The following is a 17,581-nucleotide window of genomic DNA, read 5'->3' on the forward strand; positions in this document are numbered from 1 at the left end:
CCAGGAGGCCTGAGTTGGCACACGCAGAACTCGCAGGAAAACACCTCGTTCTCGGCCTGACGGGCGGCATCGCCTGCTACAAGATCGCCGAACTCACGCGGCTGCTCGTGAAGGCCGGCGCGACCGTGCAGGTCGCGATGACCGACGCCGCCACCCAGTTCATCACGCCCGTCACGATGCAGGCGCTGTCGGGCCGGCCCGTCTATACGAGCCAGTGGGACGCGCGCATCGACAACAACATGGCGCACATCGACCTGTCGCGCGAAGCCGACGCGATCGTGATCGCGCCCGCCTCGACGGATTTCCTCGCGAAGCTCGCGCACGGGTTCGCCGACGATCTGTTGTCGACGCTGTGCGTCGCGCGCGACTGTCCGCTGCTCGTCGTGCCCGCAATGAACCGCCAGATGTGGCAGAACCCGGCCACGCAACGCAACGCCGCGCAATTGCGCGCGGACGGCGTGTCGGTGCTCGGCCCGGATTCGGGCGCGCAGGCCTGCGGCGAAGTCGGCGACGGCCGCATGCTCGAACCCGAGGCGATCTATGAAGCGATCGTCGCGCACTTCGCGCCGAAGGTGCTCGCGCACCGCCGCGTGCTGATCACGGCCGGGCCCACATTCGAACCGCTCGACCCGGTGCGCGGCCTGACGAACCGCTCCAGCGGCAAGATGGGGTTCGCGCTCGCGCGCGCCGCGCAACAGGCCGGCGCCGACGTGCATCTCGTCGCCGGGCCGGTCGCGCTCGACACGCCGTGGGGCGTGACCCGCCAGGACGTGCAGACCGCGCAGCAGATGTATGACGCGGTGATGCATGCCGTGAACGATGCCGACATCTTCATCGCGGTGGCCGCAGTCGCCGACTGGCGCGTCGACCAGCCGGCCGAGCACAAGATGAAGAAGACGGCCGACCGCAAGATGCCGGCGCTCGCGTTCGTCGAGAACCCCGACATCCTCGCATCGGTCGCGGCGCTGCCCGATGCGCCGTTCTGCGTCGGCTTCGCGGCCGAAAGCGGCGACCTCGACGTGCATGGCGACGAGAAGCGCAAGCGCAAGAACGTGCCGCTGCTCGTCGGCAACCTCGGCCCGCTGACGTTCGGGCGCGACGACAACGAAGTCGTGTTGTTCGAAGCGGCCGGCCTCACGCGCCTGCCGCGCGCGCCCAAGGACGAACTCGCGCATACGCTCGTGGCCGAAATCGCGAAGCGCCTGCCGGACAACCGCCTGATCTGATCCCTTGCGTGGCGGCAGACGCCGCCGCGCCCTTCCCGACCGATTCGACGACCGCATGAAACTCGACCTGAAGATTCTCGACGCGCGCATGCGCGATTACCTGCCCGCCTACGCGACCCCCGGCAGCGCCGGCCTCGACCTGCGCGCATGCCTCGACGCGCCGGTCACGCTGCAGCCGGGCGAAACCACGCTGGTGCCGACCGGCCTCGCGATCCACCTCGCCGATCCCGGCTATGCGGCGCTGATCCTGCCGCGCTCGGGCCTCGGCCACAAGCACGGAATCGTGCTCGGCAACCTCGTCGGCCTGATCGACTCCGACTACCAGGGCCAGTTGATGGTGTCGACGTGGAATCGCGGCCAGACCGAATTCGTGCTGAACCCGTTCGAACGCCTCGCGCAGCTCGTGATCGTGCCGGTCGTGCAGGCGCAATTCAACATCGTCGACGAATTCACCGAGAGCGATCGCGGCGAAGGCGGGTTCGGCAGCACCGGCCGCCACTGAGCCACACAGCACGAAAAAAGGGGCCACGGCCCCTTTTTCTTTTTGCGCACCGCCACGTGCAGCCCGGTTGCGCGATTCGCGCAGGCGCGGGTTCGCGACGCCGCGGTCAGCGCGCGTGCTGGTGGCGGTAGTGCAACGCGTAGGCGAGCGTCAGCAGCACGACGAACACGACACCGACCACCATCGTCATCCGGAATTCGCGCGTGAAAGGGGTCGTCAGCAGGATCGCCGCGACGAGCCCCGCACCGGCCAGGCTGCCGAACGGGTGCCCCCACATCCGGAACGCGAGCGCGGGGCCGCGATACTGCGAACGGAACCGCAGGTGCGTGACGAAGATCATCAGCCACGTGAACAGCGCGCCGAACATCGCGATCGCCATCATCACCGTGAACGCGGTATCGGGCGCGAGCGCGACCAGCACGGCCGCCACCGCGACGCCGCTCGTCGAGATCCACAGCGCGGCGCGCGGCACGCCGTTCGCGCCGAGCCGGCCGAACACCGCCGGCGCGAGTTGCGCGCGCGACAGGCTGAACATCATCCGCGTCGTCACGTAGAGCTGGCTGTTCATCGCCGACAGCGCCGCGATCAGCAGCACGAAGTTGATCACGCCCGCCGCATACGGCACGTGCGTCGCGGCCATCACCTTCACGAACGGGCTTTCGTCGGTGCCGGCCTGCGTCCACGGCACGATCGCGAGCATCAGCGCGAGCGTCAGCAGGTAGAACAGCACGAGCCGGAGCACCGTCGAGCGGAATGCGCGCGTGACCGCGTGCTGCGGATCGCGCGCCTCGCCGGCCGCGATCGCGACGGCCTCGATGCTCATGTAGCTGAAGATCGCGACGATCACGGCGACCCAGGTGCCCCACGGCCCCTTCGGCATGAAGCCGCCGTGCGCGGTGTAGTTCGCGAAACCGATGCCCGATGCGGGCGGCGCCGACCACACGAGAAACGCGCCGAGCACGATGAACACGACGATCGCCGCGATCTTCAGCAGCGAGAACGCGTATTCGACCGTCCCGTACAGCGTGACGCTCGCGAGGTTCACGGCGATCAGCAGCGCGGAAAATCCGATCACCCAGTACCAGCCGGGCACGGCCGGGAACCAGTACTTCATGAACACGGCGATCGCGCTGATCTCGGTACCGATCGCGAACACGACCGCGAACCAGTACGCATAGCGCACCAGGAAGCCCGCGAGCGGGCCGACGTAATGCTCGGCATAGGCGCCGAACGAGCCGGCCGTCGGATGCGCGACCGTCATTTCCGCAAGCGCGCCCATCAGCAGCAGCGCAATCAGCGCACCGATCGCATACGAAACCAGCACGCTCGGGCCCGCGAGCCCGATCGCGAATCCGCTGCCGAGGAACAGCCCCGTGCCGATCGCGCCACCGATCGCGATCATCGCCATCTGCCCCGACGTCAGCGCGTGGCGCAGCCCTTGTTCGCGCGCGACGATAGCGTCGAACGACCGTTGTTGTCGTGTCACTGCGTTACCACTCCCCTGCCCCACCATCGCGCCGCCGGCGCCGGATAAAACGAAACGGCGCGGAGAACTTCCCGCGCCGTTCGCATGAACAACGAATTATCGCTTACTCGACTTCGACCGTCTCTTCGTTCGGCTTGTGCGGCGGATTCGCCAGCTTGTCGAACGACAACTGCACCTTGTCGTTTTCGTCGACGTCGACCGTCACATGACCGCCGTTGAGAAGCTTGCCGAACAGCAGCTCGTCGGCCAGTGCACGCCGGATCGTGTCCTGGATCAGCCGCTGCATCGGCCGCGCGCCCATCAGCGGGTCGAAGCCGTGCTTCGCGAGATGCTTGCGCAACGCGTCGGTGAAGAGCGCGTCGACCTTCTTCTCGTGCAGCTGTTCCTCGAGCTGGATCAGGAACTTGTCGACCACGCGCATGATGATTTCCTCATCGAGCGAGCGGAAGCTGATGATCGCATCCAGCCGGTTGCGGAACTCCGGCGTGAACAGGCGCTTGATGTCGGTCATCTCGTCGCCGGTTTCGCGGCGCGTCGTGAAGCCGATCGTCGCCTTCTGCATCGACTCGGCGCCCGCGTTCGTCGTCATGATGATGATGACGTTGCGGAAATCCGCCTTGCGGCCGTTGTTGTCCGTCAGCGTGCCGTGGTCCATCACCTGCAGCAGCACGTTGAAGATGTCCGGATGCGCCTTCTCGATTTCGTCGAGCAGCAGCACGCAATGCGGCTTCTTCGTGACGGCTTCGGTCAGCAGGCCGCCCTGGTCGAACCCGACGTAGCCCGGCGGCGCGCCGATCAACCGGCTCACCGCGTGACGTTCCATGTATTCCGACATGTCGAAGCGGATCAGCTCGATGCCGAGCGTGAACGCCAGCTGGCGCGCCACTTCGGTCTTGCCGACGCCCGTCGGGCCGGAGAACAGGAACGCGCCGATCGGCTTGTCCATCTTGCCGAGGCCCGCGCGCGCCATCTTGATCGACGCCGCGAGCGCGTCGATCGCCGGATCCTGGCCGAACACGACGCTCTTCAGGTCGCGGTCGAGCGTCTGCAGCTTGCTGCGATCGTCCTGCGAAACGCTTTGCGCCGGCACGCGCGCGATCTTCGAGATGATTTCCTCGATCTCGCCCTTGCCGATCGTCTTCTTCTGCTTCGACTTCGGCAGGATGCGCTGCGCGGCGCCCGCCTCGTCGATCACGTCGATCGCCTTGTCCGGCAGGTGACGGTCGGTGATGAAGCGCGCCGACAGCTCGGCCGCGGCCGACAGCGCACCCGACGAATACTTGACGCCGTGGTGCTCCTCGAAGCGCGACTTCAGCCCGCGCAGGATCGCGACCGTCTGCTCGACGCTCGGCTCCGTCACGTCGACCTTCTGGAAGCGCCGCGACAGCGCCGCATCCTTCTCGAAGATGCCGCGATACTCGGTGAACGTGGTTGCGCCGATGCACTTGAGCGTGCCCGACGACAACGCCGGCTTCAGCAGGTTCGACGCATCGAGCGTGCCGCCCGACGCGGCGCCCGCGCCGATCAGCGTATGGATTTCGTCGATGAACAGGATCGCGTGCGGACGCTCCTTGAGCTCCTTCAGCACCGTCTTCAGACGCTGCTCGAAATCGCCGCGGTACTTGGTGCCCGCCAGCAGCGCGCCCATGTCGAGCGAGTACACCTGCGCGTTCGCGAGGATGTCCGGCACTTCGCCGCGCGTGATCCGATACGCGAGCCCTTCGGCGATCGCGGTCTTGCCGACACCGGCTTCGCCGACGAGCAGCGGATTGTTCTTGCGGCGGCGGCACAGCACCTGCACGACGCGCTCGACCTCGGGCTCGCGGCCGATCAGCGGATCGATGCGGCCGTCCTTCGCCATCTGGTTCAGGTTCTGCGTGAACTGCGCGAGCGGCGTTTCCTTCTGCGCGTTCGCGTCTTCGCTTTCCGCGTTCGCGTCGGTCGACTTCGCGGCTTCGCCGCTGTTCGTCTTCGCGATGCCGTGCGAAATGAAGTTCACCACGTCGAGGCGCGTGACGCCCTGCTGCTGCAGGTAGTACACGGCATGCGAATCCTTCTCGCCGAAGATCGCGACCAGCACGTTCGCGCCCGTCACTTCCTTCTTGCCGTTCGACGTCGACTGGACGTGCATGATCGCGCGCTGGATCACGCGCTGGAAACCGAGCGTCGGCTGGGTATCGACATCGTCGGTGCCCGGGACGGTAGGTGTGTTGTCGTGGATGAAATTGCGCAGGTTCTGACGCAGGTCCTCGATGTTTGCCGCGCACGCGCGCAACACCTCGGCCGCCGTCGGATTATCCAGCAGGGCCAGCAGCAGATGCTCGACCGTAATGAACTCATGGCGCGCCTGGCGTGCTTCCATGAACGCCATGTGCAGGCTGACTTCCAATTCCTGGGCAATCATGCTTCCTCCATCACGCACTGCAGCGGATGCCCTGCCTGCCGCGCATGGGTAACGACTTGCTCAACCTTGGTCGACGCGATGTCCCGCGTATAGACCCCACATACCCCTCGTCCTTCGCGATGGACCTTCAGCATGATCTGCGTGGCCGTCTCGCGATCCTTCTTGAAATACTCCTGGACCACCATCACGACGAACTCCATCGGGGTGAAGTCGTCGTTCAGCAGCACCACCTTGTACATCGAAGGCGGCTTCAGCTTCTGCTGCTTGCGTTCCAGGACGGTACTGTCCTGCTTGTCCGGGATAATCGCCATACACCCATTCTAAACAACTCGGACAGGCCCGCAATCCTGCCATTACCCGACCGACCGGCCGGCGCCCTCCCCGGTATCCCGGAACACGCGATCGCCTTCGCGCCATACGAAAGCCGGCTGCGGTGCCGGCTTTCACGCGTGGCGCGGAACACGAACCGTCAGGGGGAATCGCACCGGAACGTCGTGTCCGCATCCAGTATCCCACAAGCCGGGACGACTCGAACGCGTGTCACTCGAGCCTGGTATATGAGCCGATTATGCGGCTTTTCAAGCCCTCGCGCTTGGCCGCATGCAGCCAGGCAAAGCCGGAAAAACCCTGAAAATGGGTTCTTTACAACGACCCTCTAAACGTCTAAAAATTCCACTTGACACTCCAATAAAGAGCGCCAACAATCAAGCTGGCACTTTTTTCAATTCGCCGGTTGGCGAAACGAAAGGGGCCGAGGTGAGCTTGTGAGGGGGGAACGGCTGCATTTTCCGGTCGTTTAGCTTTTCGAGCGTGCTCGTGGTAAGTAGCAGCGACTGTGTGACAGGGGAAGTAGGAAATGGCAACTGGTATCGTTAAATGGTTCAACGACGCGAAGGGCTTCGGTTTCATCACTCCCGACGAGGGCGGTGAGGATCTGTTTGCGCACTTCTCGGCTATCACCATGAATGGCTTCAAGACGCTGAAGGAAGGCCAGAAGGTGAGCTTTGACGTCGTCCAAGGGCCGAAGGGCAAGCAAGCGTCGAACATCCAGGCCGTATAAGGCATCGGATATCTGACGAAGAAACCCGGCGCATTGCGCCGGGTTTCTTTTTTTGAGGCCGGCCCGTCGATAATCGATTGGCCGGCCTTTTCGTTCAATCCCGACCGTTGAACGCATATTGTCTCGTCGCGCATGCAGATCGGATAACGAATCCGCGCGTGAAACACATTCGCGGCTTAGTTACACGACCTTCAGCGTACCCATCATGCCGAGATCCTCGTGTTCGAGAATATGGCAGTGAAACATGCGCTCGCCCGGCATGTCTTGCGTGACGAGAATCGACACGGTTTCGCCGCTGCGCACGTTCACCGTATCGCGCCATGCGCGGAACGGCTCGCTCGTGCGTGAACCACCCGACGCCCGCTCGATCACCTGGAACTGCGTGCCGTGCAAATGGAACGGGTGATCCATGTCCGTCGTATTGCGGATCTCCCAGCGCTCGACGTCGCCGCGGCGGCTCGTCAGCGTCGCGCGGTGCGGCGCGTAGGTGTCGCCGTTGATCGTGAAGCGCATGCCCGCCGGGCGGCCGTGCGCGCCGCCCTTCATCATCGCGTCCATGTCCATTTCCTCGCCGAACGCAACCGTCTTGTGCGCGGCCGGTTCGCCCAGCGGCCGCACCGCGCGCAGCGTGGCAGGCAGCGCGCGGGCCGCGGCGGGCGCGAACGCGACGTCGGCCAGCGCCAGCGCCGGGTCGGGCGGCAGGCTGCCGTGACCGTCGTCGTGCGACATCGCCATCTTGCGGCGGTCGTACTCGGCCGCCTGCAGCACCGCGCGCGACGCACGGTCGCCGGCGCGGACCAGCAGCTCCGCGCGCTCGCCCGGCGCAATCAGCAGCGACGTCACGCGCCGCGGCGCATCGAACAATCCGCCGTCGGTGCCCACGTGCTCGAACGCGCGGCCGTCGTCGAACGCGATGCGCAGGTAGCGTGCGCTGCACGCGTTCCAGACCCGCCAGCGTTCGTCGCCCGCGACATCGATGCGCGGCCGGCGCGCGCCATTGACCAGCACGAACTGGCCTTCACGGCCGTTCATCCAGTCCATCATGTCGTTCGGCGCAATCGTGCCGTCGCGTGCAAGCTTCAGGTCCGACACGAACAGGTGGCGCTCGGGCCAGCCGGCGAGCGGATCGTCCGCGGCGCGCACGACGAACGGGCCGGCCAGCCCGCGGAACACCTGCTCGGCGGTCATCATGTGCGGATGCGGGTGGTACCAGTAGGTGCCGGCGCTGCCCTTCGGCAGCGTGAAGCGATACACGCGCGACGCGCCGGGCGCGACGGGATCGGACGGGTTGCCGTCCTGGTCGGGCGGCACCGGCAGGCCGTGCCAGTGGATCGTCGACGGCTGCGGCAGCTTGTTGACGAACCTGATCTCGACCGTATCGCCCTCGCGCACGTCGATCAGCGGGCCGACAACGGGCCCTTGCGTGCCCACGCCGAACTGCCAGAACGCGGTCGGCCGCGCGCCGCGCAGCAGCGGTCGCGCCACCGGTTGAGCAACCAGCGTGGCCCGGAACGTGCCGGGCTCGCGGCTTTCGTTGGCGAGCGTGCGCAACGTCGCGAGCGGCGCGCCGGCCGGCAGCGCGTCGGCGGCCGCGAGCGCGCCCGGTGCGAGCTTGCCGTGCTGCGCGTGCGCCGACATCCCTGACATACCCGACATGCCCGGCATGTCGTCCATCGAATCCATGCCGGCCATGCCCGCGTGACCGGCATGCTGCGCCCATGCGGTGCGCGCGAACAGCGATGCGGCCGCGACACCGATGGTGCGCGACAGGAAGGTTCTCCGTCTCATCAATCGATCCTCGTCGTTCATACAGCGCCGCGCGACAGCCGCGGCGGTCACGTCATCATAACCGCAGGGCCGGATCGAAAAGCGCTGCCGCCGGGCGGGCGGCGATACGCCGCAGCAAGCATCGCTACCGCGCCGGATGCGGCGCGACGATCAGCATCGCCAAACGACGCTTCGGCAGCCATCGCTGCTCATCTGCCGTCCCTTTGCGCGTTGCGCCCGCCCCCACGTCCCCCCCATCCGCTGCATCGACGATCCGTCAACCCGTCAATTTTTCACGATGCGGAACAAGTCCCTGCGTTATAAAAATTCGTGGTGCAGGGCACAAATTTCCCGTTTCGCGATGCCGAAAAACGTTCCGCCATACAAAACGATTTCAATAATTATTTGTTTTTAAAAGAGAATTTTTGTTTCGAGAAGCCGTTCTACATGCACCATCCGGGCGAGTCGCGGACGTAGACTTTGTTCCATGCACTGACGCTACGCCACGACGTTCGACACGGAACCCGGCGCAAAGCAGTCAGTCGGGCCACGGCCGGTCGATCCGGCAGGCGGCACAACAGAATCGCTTGTGATCAGAAAGGGAGAACGGAAATGAAGGGATTTCGCTTTGGTTCAGCGCTCGGGTCGTTCTACATCCTGCCGGCAAACGGCGGCTGGGAAGCGACGTTCGGCAACGCTTCGCTCGGTGCGTTCTCGTGCCCCGAAGTCGCAGCCGACCGCATCTCCCGCGGCGACTGCGCGCAGCCGTCCGAACTGGACACGGCCACGCTCGAAGTGCCGGACGAAATCGCCGAATGGGAAATCGTTCACGTCTGAATGGCACGCCTGCAACGAAAAACGCCCCGGGCGACCGGGGCGTTTTTATTGGGTGTCGGGCGGCGAACGGCTCACCGCGCCGCGTCGACACACACATCGGCTCGCGCGAGTGCGCGCCCGGGGTCAGGCGACCGCGTCGACGATGCCGTTCAGCGTCGCGCTCGGGCGCATGGCCTGGCTCGTCAGATCGACGTTCGGACGGTAGTAGCCGCCGATCGCCTGCGGCTTGCCTTGCGCGGCCGCCAGTTCCTCCAGGATGCGCGCTTCGCTGTCGGACAGCGCCTTCGCCACGCCCTCGAACTGTGCCTTCAGCGCGGCGTCCTCGGTCTGCTCGGCCAGCGCCTGCGCCCAGTACAGGCACAGGTAGAAGTGGCTGCCGCGGTTGTCGAGGCCGCCGACCTTGCGCGCCGGCGACTTGTTCTCGTCCAGGAACTTGCCGGTCGCCTGGTCGAGCGTCTTCGCGAGCACGAGCGCCTTCGGGTTCTGGTACGCGTTGCCGAGGTGCTCGAGCGACGCGGCCAGTGCGAGGAATTCGCCGAGCGAATCCCAGCGCAGGAAGCCTTCCTCGACGAACTGCTGCACGTGCTTCGGCGCGGAGCCGCCCGCACCCGTTTCGAACATCCCGCCGCCGGCCATCAGCGGCACGATCGACAGCATCTTCGCGCTGGTGCCGAGTTCCATGATCGGGAACAGGTCGGTCAGGTAGTCGCGCAGCACGTTGCCGGTGACCGAGATCGTGTCCTTGCCCGCGCGGATGCGCTCGAGCGAGAAGCGGGTCGCGTCTTCCGGCGTCATGATGCGGATGTCGAGGCCGTTCGTGTCGTGATCCTTCAGGTAGCGTTCGACCTTCGCGATGATCTGCGCATCGTGCGCGCGCGCCGGATCGAGCCAGAACACGGCCGGCGCGCCGGTCGCACGGGCGCGGTTGACCGCGAGCTTGACCCAGTCCTGCACCGGCGCGTCCTTCGTCTGGCACATGCGCCAGATGTCGCCCGCCTCGACCGCGTGCTCGAGCAGCACGTTGCCGGCTTCGTCGGTGACGCGCACGACGCCGTCCGCCGGGATCTGGAACGTCTTGTCGTGCGAACCGTATTCCTCGGCCGCCTGCGCCATCAGGCCGACGTTCGGCACGCTGCCCATCGTGACCGGATCGAACGCGCCGTGCTGCTTGCAGTCCTCGATCACGGCCTGGTAGACGCCCGCGTAGCAGCGGTCCGGAATCACCGCCTTCGCGTCGTACAGCTGGCCGTCCGGGCCCCACATGCCGCCCGAATCGCGGATCATCGCCGGCATCGATGCGTCGACGATCACGTCGCTCGGCACGTGCAGGTTCGTGATGCCCTTGTCCGAGTTGACCATCGCGAGGCGCGGGCGCACCGCGTACTCGGCCTTGACGTCGGCTTCGATCGCTTCGCGCGTGTCGGCCGGCAGGTCCTTCAGGCGCGCGTACAGGTCGCCGATCCCGTTGTTCGGGTTGAAGCCGACCTTCGCCAGCACGTCCGCGTGCTTCGCGAGCGCGTCGCGGTAGAACACCGACACGAAGTGACCGAACAGGATCGGGTCCGAGACCTTCATCATGGTCGCCTTCAGGTGCACCGAGAACAGCACGTCCTGCGCCTTCGCGTCGGCGATCTGCGCTTCGATGAAGCGGCGCAGCGCGTTGCGGCTCATCACCGACGCGTCGATCACTTCACCGGCCTTCACGGCCGTCTTTTCCTTCAGCACCTTCTTCGCGCCGTCGGTCGTCGTCAGTTCGATCTTCACGCTGCCGGCATCGGCGATCAGCGCCGACTTCTCGCTGCCGTAGAAATCGCCTTCGGTCATGTGCGCGACATGGGCCTTCGACGTGGCCTTCCACGCGCCCATCTTGTGCGGATGCTTGCGTGCGTAGTTCTTGACCGACAGCGGCGCGCGGCGGTCGGAGTTGCCTTCGCGCAGCACCGGGTTCACCGCGCTGCCCTTGATCTTGTCGTAGCGCGCCTTGACGGCCTTCTCTTCGTCCGTCGACGGATCTTCCGGATAGGCCGGCAGCGCGTAGCCCTGCGCCTGCAGTTCGGCGATCGCGGCCTTCAACTGCGGCACCGATGCGCTGATGTTCGGCAGCTTGATGATGTTCGCTTCCGGCTTCAGCGTGAGCTGGCCCAGTTCGGCCAGATCGTCGGAACCCTTCTGCTCCGACGGCAGGACGTCTGCGAATGCCGCGATGATGCGGCCGGCGAGCGAGATGTCGCGCGTTTCGACGGCGACGCCCGACGAACGCGTGAAGGCCTTGACGATCGGCAGCAGCGAATAGGTCGCGAGCGCCGGCGCTTCGTCGGTGAGGGTGTAGATGATCTTGGGCGAAGTGGACATGGTGGTCAAAGCATTGCTACGTGATGATGGGACTGAGGAGCGCCGGCGGTAACCGGCGGGAAGCGACCGGGTCGATCGCGAAAGGGGCGCGCCGGCTCAGCCGGGCGGTGGTGTTGCGAGGGCCGTCATGTTCTACCTTGCAGGGCATGCGGCCGCCTCGCGGCGCCGCGGCCCGCATGCCGGGCCACCCTGCCAACAAACCTGCCATCCACGAAACGCTCCGGCGCCGGCAGTCAGCGCCGGGGCGGCCGGCAACCTGCCGGCCCACCCCGGAAGGGGTCTTACATGTTCTCGATCAGCACTTCGCCGAAGCCGGAGCACGACACCTGCGTCGCGCCTTCCATCAGGCGCGCGAAGTCGTACGTGACGCGCTTCTGCAGGATCGACTTCTCCATCGCGGCGATGATCGTGTCGGCTGCTTCCGTCCAGCCGAGGTGGCGCAGCATCATTTCCGCCGACAGGATCTCGGAACCCGGGTTCACGTAATCCTTGCCCGCGTACTTCGGCGCCGTGCCGTGCGTCGCCTCGAACATCGCGACCGAATCCGACAGGTTCGCGCCCGGCGCGATCCCGATGCCGCCGACCTGCGCGGCCAGCGCGTCGGAGATGTAGTCGCCGTTCAGGTTCAGCGTCGCGATCACGTCGTATTCGGCCGGGCGCAGCAGGATCTGCTGCAGGAACGCGTCGGCGATCGAATCCTTGATCACGATCTCGTTGCCCGTCTTCGGGTTCTTCACGCGCATCCACGGGCCGCCGTCGATCAACTCGCCGCCGAATTCCTTCTGCGCGAGCGCGTAGCCGGCGTCACGGAACAGGCCTTCCGTGAACTTCATGATGTTGCCCTTGTGCACCAGCGTGACCGACTTGCGATCGTTGTCGATCGCATACTGGATCGCCTTGCGCACGAGACGCTCGGTGCCTTCGGTCGACACGGGCTTGACGCCGATCCCGGACGTTTCCGGGAAGCGGATCTTCTTCACGCCCATCTCGTCCTGCAGGAACTTGATCACCTTCTTCGCCTGCTCGGAGCCCGCGGCCCATTCGATGCCCGCGTAGATGTCTTCCGAATTCTCGCGGAAGATCACCATGTCGATCTTCTGCGGTTCGCGCACCGGCGACGGCACGCCCTTGAAGTACTGGACCGGGCGCAGGCACACGTACAGGTCGAGCTCCTGGCGCAGCGCGACGTTCAGCGAACGGATGCCGCCGCCGACCGGGGTCGTGAGCGGCCCCTTGATCGACACCACGTATTCCTTCAGCACCTGCAGCGTTTCGTCCGGCAGCCACACGTCCGGACCGTACACCTTGGTCGCCTTCTCGCCCGCGAAGATCTCCATCCAGTGGATCTTGCGCTGGCCCTTGTACGCATGCGCGACCGCCGCGTCGACGACCTTGATCATGACCGGCGTGATATCGAAGCCCGTACCGTCGCCTTCGATATAGGGAATGATCGGCTGATCGGAAACGTTGAGCGAGAAGTCCTTGTTGACGGTGATCTTGTCACCGCCCTCCGGAACCTTGATGTGCTGATACGGCATGATCGACTCCAGTGACGTGGCTGAGCAGGTGATGCTGGTCGAAGCTGCGCGCGCGGCGGGGCGAGGCATGGCCACCCCGTGACGACAACAGCGAGCCGCTATTCTAGCGCCCCAACCGGGCACTTCGGCGCGAACCGCGGCACTGCGTATCAAGACCTCACTTATGTCTTATATAAGACAGAGGACTTGCCGTTCCGTATTATGCATTAAGATTCCGCCATTTGCCATAGACCGCCCGCCCCCGCTTCCCGCGGGGCGCCGGGCGGGCGCCCCGCCATGAACCTGATCGCCCTCAACAAGCCGTTCGGCACGATTTGCCAGTTTTCCGCGCACGAGACGCGACCGTCGCTCGGCGACTGGGTAAAAACGCCCGGCGTGTATGCGGCCGGCCGGCTCGACGCGGACAGCGAGGGGCTGCTGCTGCTCACCGACGACGGCGCGCTGCAGGCCCGCATCGCGGAGCCGCGCCACAAGCTGGTGAAGCGCTACTGGGCGCAGGTCGACGGCGCGCCGGGGCCGGCCGACCTGAAGGCGCTCGCACGCGGCGTCGACCTCGGCGACTACGTGACGCGCCCGTGCCGCGCCGAATTCATCGAGCCGCCCGACACGCTGTGGCCGCGCAATCCGCCGATCCGCTACCGCGCCGCGATCCCGACCACGTGGATCGAACTGGCGATCACCGAGGGCAAGAACCGGCAGGTACGCCGGATGACGGCGGCCGTCGGCTTCCCGACGTTGCGTCTGGTGCGCGTCGGCATCGGCGCGCTCGATATATTCGCGCTCGGCATTGCGCCGGGCGAAACAATCGCGCTGCCGCCGCGCGCGCCGTGGGACGGTTTCGCGCCGGCCGGATGACGAATCCGGGACGCGCGAATTTTTCGTCATCTTTTTCGTCAACCACCCGCGCAGATCGCGCGTTAAATCACGCAGATGCCAACCTTAGCTATCCGGCATTGGCAGCCGAACCCGTGTTTGCGTCACGAAAGCGACGTTTTATTCGAATACGATTCGGCGCCCGCAGCGCAAAGAGAAATTTCTCGAAGCGTCTGTCAACCGAAAGGTGGATGGCACCGTTAGACGACATGACTCCTATTGCCGGGTCATTTGGTTAATTAACTAAAGCTGAGGAACACAACATGAACAAACTGATCGCCGCTCTGGTCGCTGGCCTCTTCGCAACGGCTGCTTTCGCACAAGCTTCGGCTCCGGAAGCTGCTCCGGCAGCAGCAGAAGCTGCTTCGGCACCGGCTAAGCACGCTGCCAAGAAGCACCACGCTGCCAAGAAGCACCACAAGGCATCGAAGAAGGCTGCAGCAAGCGACGCAGCAGCACCGGCAGCTGCTTCGAACTAAGTAAGCAAGCTGTAATAACGCAGTCAAGAACACGCAGTCCTGCCGTTCTTACGGCGTTGAAAGGCAGATCACCGCAAGGCGATCTGCCTTTTTCTTTTTTGTGCCCGCCGGCGCGCATCGCGTACCATGCGGGTCTCGTTTTCCAGACAGGAGCCATGCTGTGCACTTCTCCCTGCGCCCGTCGCTCGGCCGCCTTGCGCGTGCCGCCGTGTTTCCCGCCGCGCTCGCCGTCCTCGCGCTCGGCATGCAGGCCGCCGGCGCGCAAGTGCCGCCCGGCGCCAAGCAGCCGGGCGAGTTCCCACGCGTGAAGCTGCGCGCCGGCATGTACGTGATCGACGCGGCCGTCGCCGCGAACGACGCCGACCGCGAACAGGGGCTGATGTACCGTTCGCAGCTCGCGCCGAACGAAGGCATGCTGTTCGTCTTCAACGAGAACGCCGTGCACTGCTTCTGGATGAAGAACACGCTGATTCCGCTGTCGATCGCGTTCATCCGCGCCGACGGCACGATCACCGACATCGACGAGATGCGCGCGGAAACCACCGACAACCACTGCCCGCGCAACAACGGCGTCTATGCGCTGGAAATGAGCAAGGGCTGGTTCGCCGCGAAAGGCATCAAGCCCGGCATGAAGCTCGACGGCCTGCCGAGGGCCCAGTAACCGCAGCGGCCCGCGCGGCGGCCTTGCATCGCGCACCGCGCTCCGACCGAAAAGCCGGCCGCCCCTTGTTTGTTATCGGGCGCCGGCTTTTTTTTCGCCCGCCGGCGGCGCCCGCCTTGATTCGGCACCCGCTGCCCGCATCTGCAAAAGCCACGGACAAGCGCTATCCTTTAAATCTCGCTAGTTCCAGCCCGGGCCGGCACCCAATCAGCCGGCCCGCTTACGATCCGAACCACCAGGAGGTTCACGTGCCCCGCAAAACCCCCATCGAGCGCTATAGAAATATCGGGATCAGCGCTCACATCGATGCCGGCAAGACCACGACGACCGAGCGCATCCTGTTTTACACCGGCGTGAGCCACAAGATCGGTGAAGTGCACGACGGCGCGGCCACGATGGACTGGATGGAGCAGGAGCAGGAACGCGGCATCACGATCACGTCGGCCGCGACCACGGCCTTCTGGAAGGGCATGGCCGGCAACTATCCGGAACACCGGATCAACATCATCGATACGCCCGGGCACGTCGACTTCACGATCGAAGTCGAGCGCTCGATGCGCGTGCTCGACGGCGCGTGCATGGTCTACGACTCGGTCGGCGGCGTGCAGCCGCAATCCGAGACCGTGTGGCGCCAGGCGAACAAGTACAAGGTGCCGCGCATCGCGTTCGTCAACAAGATGGACCGGATCGGCGCCGACTTCTTCCGCGTGCAGAAGCAGATCGGCGAGCGCCTGAAAGGCGTCGCCGTGCCGATCCAGATTCCGATCGGCGCGGAAGACCATTTCCAGGGCGTCGTCGATCTCGTGAAGATGAAGGCGATCGTGTGGGACGACGAAAGCCAGGGCGTGAAGTTCACGTACGAGGACATCCCCGCGAACCTCGTCGAGCTCGCGCACGAGTGGCGCGAGAAGATGGTCGAGGCCGCGGCCGAAGCGAGCGAGGAACTGCTCGAGAAGTATCTGCACGACCATGAATCGCTGACCGAGGACGAGATCAAGGCCGCGCTGCGCCAGCGCACGATCGCGAACGAGATCGTGCCGATGCTGTGCGGCAGCGCGTTCAAGAACAAGGGCGTGCAGGCGATGCTCGACGCGGTGATCGACTACCTGCCGTCGCCGGTCGACGTGCCCGCGATCCTCGGTCACGATTTCGCCGATCCGGAAAAGCCGGCGGAACGTCATCCGAGCGACGACGAGCCGTTCTCGTCGCTCGCGTTCAAGATCATGACCGACCCGTTCGTCGGCCAGCTGATCTTCTTCCGCGTGTATTCGGGCGTCGTCGAGTCTGGCGACACGGTGCTCAACGCGACGAAGGACAAGAAGGAACGGCTCGGCCGGATCCTGCAGATGCACGCGAACGAGCGCAAGGAAATCAAGGAAGTGCGCGCGGGCGACATCGCGGCGGCCGTCGGCCTGAAGGAAGCGACCACCGGCGACACGCTGTGCGATCCGGCCAAGCCGATCATCCTGGAAAAGATGGAATTCCCGGAGCCGGTGATCTCGCAGGCCGTCGAGCCGAAAACGAAGGCCGACCAGGAAAAGATGGGCCTCGCGCTGAACCGTCTCGCGCAGGAGGATCCGTCGTTCCGCGTGCAGACCGACGAAGAGTCCGGCCAGACCATCATTTCGGGGATGGGCGAGCTCCACCTCGAAATCCTGGTCGACCGGATGAAGCGCGAGTTCGGCGTCGAGGCGACGGTCGGCAAGCCGCAGGTCGCGTATCGCGAAACGGTGCGCACGACGGCGGCCGACGTCGAAGGCAAGTTCGTCAAGCAGTCGGGCGGGCGCGGCCAGTACGGCCATGCGGTGATCACGCTGGAGCCGAACCCCGGCAAGGGCTATGAGTTCCTCGACGAGATCAAGGGCGGCGTGATTCCGCGCGAGTTCATCCCGGCCGTCGACAAGGGCATCACCGAGACGCTGAAGAGCGGCGTGCTCGCGGGCTACCCGGTCGTCGACGTGAAGGTGCATCTGACGTTCGGTTCGTACCACGACGTCGACTCGAACGAAAACGCGTTCCGGATGGCCGGCTCGATGGCGTTCAAGGAAGCGATGCGCAAGGCGAAGCCGGTGCTGCTCGAGCCGATGATGGCCGTCGAGGTCGAGACGCCCGAGGACTTCATGGGCAACGTGATGGGCGACCTGTCGAGCCGGCGCGGCATCGTGCAGGGGATGGAGGACATCGCGGGCGGCGGCGGCAAGCTGGTGCGCGCCGAGGTGCCGCTCGCGGAAATGTTCGGCTATTCGACGTCGCTGCGTTCGGCCACGCAGGGCCGCGCGACATACACGATGGAGTTCAAGCATTACGCGGAAACGCCGGCGAACGTGTCGGAAGCCGTGATCAACGCGAAAGTGAAGTAAGCGCCGCTCGCTCGCGCTTCGGCGCATGCGCACAAG

Annotated in this window: 14 protein-coding genes; 8 read left to right on the top strand and 6 right to left on the bottom strand. The window is 65.3% G+C overall.

What is annotated here, in order from left to right; genetic code table 11:
- The first annotated feature begins 14 nt into the window (after window positions 1-14).
- Both coaBC and dut read left to right on the top strand, forming a co-directional pair.
- Window positions 15-1,226, top strand: coding sequence for a bifunctional phosphopantothenoylcysteine decarboxylase/phosphopantothenate--cysteine ligase CoaBC (gene coaBC / locus KR541_RS13130; RefSeq protein ID WP_050017545.1), 1,212 nt, complete (start codon window positions 15-17; stop codon window positions 1,224-1,226).
- A gap of 55 nt (window positions 1,227-1,281) precedes the next feature.
- Window positions 1,282-1,728 carry a dUTP diphosphatase gene (gene dut / locus KR541_RS13135; RefSeq protein WP_050017546.1) on the top strand — a complete coding sequence of 149 codons (447 nt, stop codon included), beginning with the start codon at window positions 1,282-1,284 and terminating at the stop codon, window positions 1,726-1,728.
- Between the two features lie 106 nt (window positions 1,729-1,834).
- Here dut and KR541_RS13140 read toward each other — a convergent pair whose 3' ends face one another.
- The 3 genes from KR541_RS13140 to clpS form a co-directional block, all read right to left on the bottom strand.
- The gene (locus KR541_RS13140) at window positions 1,835-3,214 is read right to left on the bottom strand and encodes an amino acid permease (protein WP_050017547.1); all 1,380 of its coding nucleotides are present in this window, start codon (window positions 3,212-3,214) and stop codon (window positions 1,835-1,837) included.
- A 103-nt stretch (window positions 3,215-3,317) separates the two neighbouring features.
- Window positions 3,318-5,618 carry an ATP-dependent Clp protease ATP-binding subunit ClpA gene (gene clpA, locus KR541_RS13145; RefSeq protein WP_050017548.1) on the bottom strand — a complete coding sequence of 767 codons (2,301 nt, stop codon included), beginning with the start codon at window positions 5,616-5,618 and terminating at the stop codon, window positions 3,318-3,320.
- Window positions 5,615-5,929 carry an ATP-dependent Clp protease adapter ClpS gene (clpS, locus tag KR541_RS13150; RefSeq protein WP_006398529.1) on the bottom strand — a complete coding sequence of 105 codons (315 nt, stop codon included), beginning with the start codon at window positions 5,927-5,929 and terminating at the stop codon, window positions 5,615-5,617. The genes clpA and clpS overlap by 4 nt, the downstream gene beginning before the upstream one ends.
- Window positions 5,930-6,474: 545 nt before the next feature.
- On the opposite strand from clpS, the gene KR541_RS13155 reads away from it, so the two are divergent.
- Window positions 6,475-6,678 (top strand): cold-shock protein, encoded by a 204-nt coding sequence (locus KR541_RS13155; protein WP_006488945.1) that lies wholly within the window; start codon window positions 6,475-6,477, stop codon window positions 6,676-6,678.
- Window positions 6,679-6,858: 180 nt separating this feature from the next.
- Here the strand turns inward: KR541_RS13155 and KR541_RS13160 are convergent, their stop codons facing one another.
- Window positions 6,859-8,466, bottom strand: a complete 1,608-nt coding sequence (locus tag KR541_RS13160) for a multicopper oxidase family protein (RefSeq protein ID WP_216089578.1) — start codon at window positions 8,464-8,466, stop codon at window positions 6,859-6,861.
- A 591-nt stretch (window positions 8,467-9,057) separates the two neighbouring features.
- Between KR541_RS13160 and KR541_RS13165 the strand changes: the two genes are divergently transcribed.
- A complete protein-coding gene (locus KR541_RS13165; protein WP_006478028.1) occupies window positions 9,058-9,282 on the top strand; it encodes a hypothetical protein in 225 nt (74 codons plus the stop codon).
- A 123-nt stretch (window positions 9,283-9,405) separates the two neighbouring features.
- Here the strand turns inward: KR541_RS13165 and KR541_RS13170 are convergent, their stop codons facing one another.
- Both KR541_RS13170 and icd read right to left on the bottom strand, forming a co-directional pair.
- The gene (locus KR541_RS13170) at window positions 9,406-11,634 is read right to left on the bottom strand and encodes an NADP-dependent isocitrate dehydrogenase (protein ID WP_050017549.1); all 2,229 of its coding nucleotides are present in this window, start codon (window positions 11,632-11,634) and stop codon (window positions 9,406-9,408) included.
- 281 nt (window positions 11,635-11,915) lie between these two features.
- Window positions 11,916-13,172: an NADP-dependent isocitrate dehydrogenase gene (gene icd / locus KR541_RS13175; protein WP_039368210.1), complete on the bottom strand. Its 1,257-nt coding sequence runs from the start codon at window positions 13,170-13,172 to the stop codon at window positions 11,916-11,918.
- 276 nt (window positions 13,173-13,448) lie between these two features.
- Here icd and KR541_RS13180 point away from each other — a divergent pair, with 276 nt between their 5' ends.
- The 4 genes from KR541_RS13180 (at window position 13,449) to fusA (ending at window position 17,545) form a co-directional block, all read left to right on the top strand.
- The gene (locus KR541_RS13180) at window positions 13,449-14,027 is read left to right on the top strand and encodes a pseudouridine synthase (RefSeq protein ID WP_006490892.1); all 579 of its coding nucleotides are present in this window, start codon (window positions 13,449-13,451) and stop codon (window positions 14,025-14,027) included.
- Window positions 14,028-14,308: 281 nt separating this feature from the next.
- Entirely contained in the window at window positions 14,309-14,524 is a 216-nt protein-coding gene (locus tag KR541_RS13185; RefSeq protein ID WP_011352970.1) for a hypothetical protein, read from the top strand.
- 160 nt (window positions 14,525-14,684) lie between these two features.
- A complete protein-coding gene (locus tag KR541_RS13190; protein WP_089488754.1) occupies window positions 14,685-15,185 on the top strand; it encodes a DUF192 domain-containing protein in 501 nt (166 codons plus the stop codon).
- Between the two features lie 248 nt (window positions 15,186-15,433).
- Window positions 15,434-17,545: an elongation factor G gene (fusA, locus tag KR541_RS13195; RefSeq protein WP_023477042.1), complete on the top strand. Its 2,112-nt coding sequence runs from the start codon at window positions 15,434-15,436 to the stop codon at window positions 17,543-17,545.
- Window positions 17,546-17,581 lie beyond the last annotated feature (36 nt).

The sequence above is a fragment of the Burkholderia sola genome (genome assembly GCF_905400185.1).
Lineage (GTDB): Bacteria > Pseudomonadota > Gammaproteobacteria > Burkholderiales > Burkholderiaceae > Burkholderia > Burkholderia sola.

Bases quoted from the DNA above. Each gene is read 5' to 3' on its own strand.
- icd (WP_039368210.1), bottom strand. From the start codon at position 13,172: ATGCCGTATCAGCACATCAAGGTTCCGGAGGGCGGTGACAAGATCACC.
- KR541_RS13160 (WP_216089578.1), bottom strand. From the start codon at position 8,466: ATGAGACGGAGAACCTTCCTGTCGCGCACCATCGGTGTCGCGGCCGCA.
- clpS (WP_006398529.1), bottom strand. From the start codon at position 5,929: ATGGCGATTATCCCGGACAAGCAGGACAGTACCGTCCTGGAACGCAAG.
- KR541_RS13165 (WP_006478028.1), top strand. From the start codon at position 9,058: ATGAAGGGATTTCGCTTTGGTTCAGCGCTCGGGTCGTTCTACATCCTG.
- dut (WP_050017546.1), top strand. From the start codon at position 1,282: ATGAAACTCGACCTGAAGATTCTCGACGCGCGCATGCGCGATTACCTG.
- KR541_RS13185 (WP_011352970.1), top strand. From the start codon at position 14,309: ATGAACAAACTGATCGCCGCTCTGGTCGCTGGCCTCTTCGCAACGGCT.
- KR541_RS13170 (WP_050017549.1), bottom strand. From the start codon at position 11,634: ATGTCCACTTCGCCCAAGATCATCTACACCCTCACCGACGAAGCGCCG.
- KR541_RS13180 (WP_006490892.1), top strand. From the start codon at position 13,449: ATGAACCTGATCGCCCTCAACAAGCCGTTCGGCACGATTTGCCAGTTT.
- KR541_RS13155 (WP_006488945.1), top strand. From the start codon at position 6,475: ATGGCAACTGGTATCGTTAAATGGTTCAACGACGCGAAGGGCTTCGGT.
- clpA (WP_050017548.1), bottom strand. From the start codon at position 5,618: ATGATTGCCCAGGAATTGGAAGTCAGCCTGCACATGGCGTTCATGGAA.